Source organism: Staphylococcus rostri (assembly GCF_002902145.1).
Classification (GTDB): Bacteria; Bacillota; Bacilli; order Staphylococcales; family Staphylococcaceae; genus Staphylococcus; species Staphylococcus rostri.
The window spans coordinates 1-974 of sequence record NZ_PPRF01000157.1; the positions used below are offsets into that span (position 1 = coordinate 1).

Below are 974 nucleotides of genomic sequence, written 5' to 3' on the forward strand. Positions count from 1 at the left end.
TCTTTAGTAATCTTTTTTTATTTATGATTATAAAAACGCTAATTAACGAAATTAATCCTGCTATAAGCATTAAATATTCTACATTTACATATAATGAAAGAAAAGCAGCAAGCAATGATCCTAAAGGGATTAATCCTTTCCCTGCCAGTCTCCATATAGAAGTGGTTCTTCCTAGTAATTCATTTGGAATAATTGTCTGTCTTATAGAAAGCACACAAACATTGTACAAAGGCAAAGCAAAACTTATTAGTGTTTGCCCAAAAAATATTAATAAATATGTAGTGTCCTTAGCTAGAAAATACAAAATGAATCCTAAAAAATAACAGAATAAAGATAATGCAATGGTAACTAAATCTCCTAATTTATTAGATATGAATTTAGATAAGAAAGCACTAAATATCATTCCAATATTTCCTAAAGATAAGATTAGACCAATTGTAAACGTATTTAAATGCAAATCTTTTGATAAGTAATATATTTGTAACGACTGAAATATACCAATAGATAAAACGAGAACTGAGTAACTAATTAGTAAAGTTTTTAATAATAAATTACTCCATACATATTTATAACCCCGTGAAATGCTTTTAAAATAGCTTTCATTTTCTTTGTAATCAAGTACTTCTTTATTGCTTGGGATAAGAAAATGTAACAATCCACTTATCAAAAAGGAAATACCATCAATCAATACTAAAATGGATGTTTTGAATAACGCCGCAATTTGTCCACCTATGGCCGGGCCAATTGATTGAATTATACTATTACTAATCTCAAGTTGATAATTTGCCGATTTAATATTATCTTTTTCAACAATAATAGGTACGTAAGAAAAGAATGCGATTCCGGAAAATATCATAACAGAACTTATAACAAAAATTAGTAAAAAAAATGCCATTATATTTATGTTATCAATAAAGACATACATAGATATAGCAGTTAAAAAACATACAATATTCGAGTATATTAGAATATAT

The 974-nt window shown here is 26.7% G+C and carries 1 protein-coding gene; it reads right to left on the minus strand.

Going from position 1 to position 974, the window contains the following annotated elements; translation table 11 throughout:
• A partial coding sequence (locus CD122_RS11595) for an MFS transporter (RefSeq protein ID WP_338064065.1) occupies positions 1-925 on the minus strand: 925 nt, incomplete at its 3' end.
• Between the last annotated feature and the right edge of the window lie 49 nt (positions 926-974).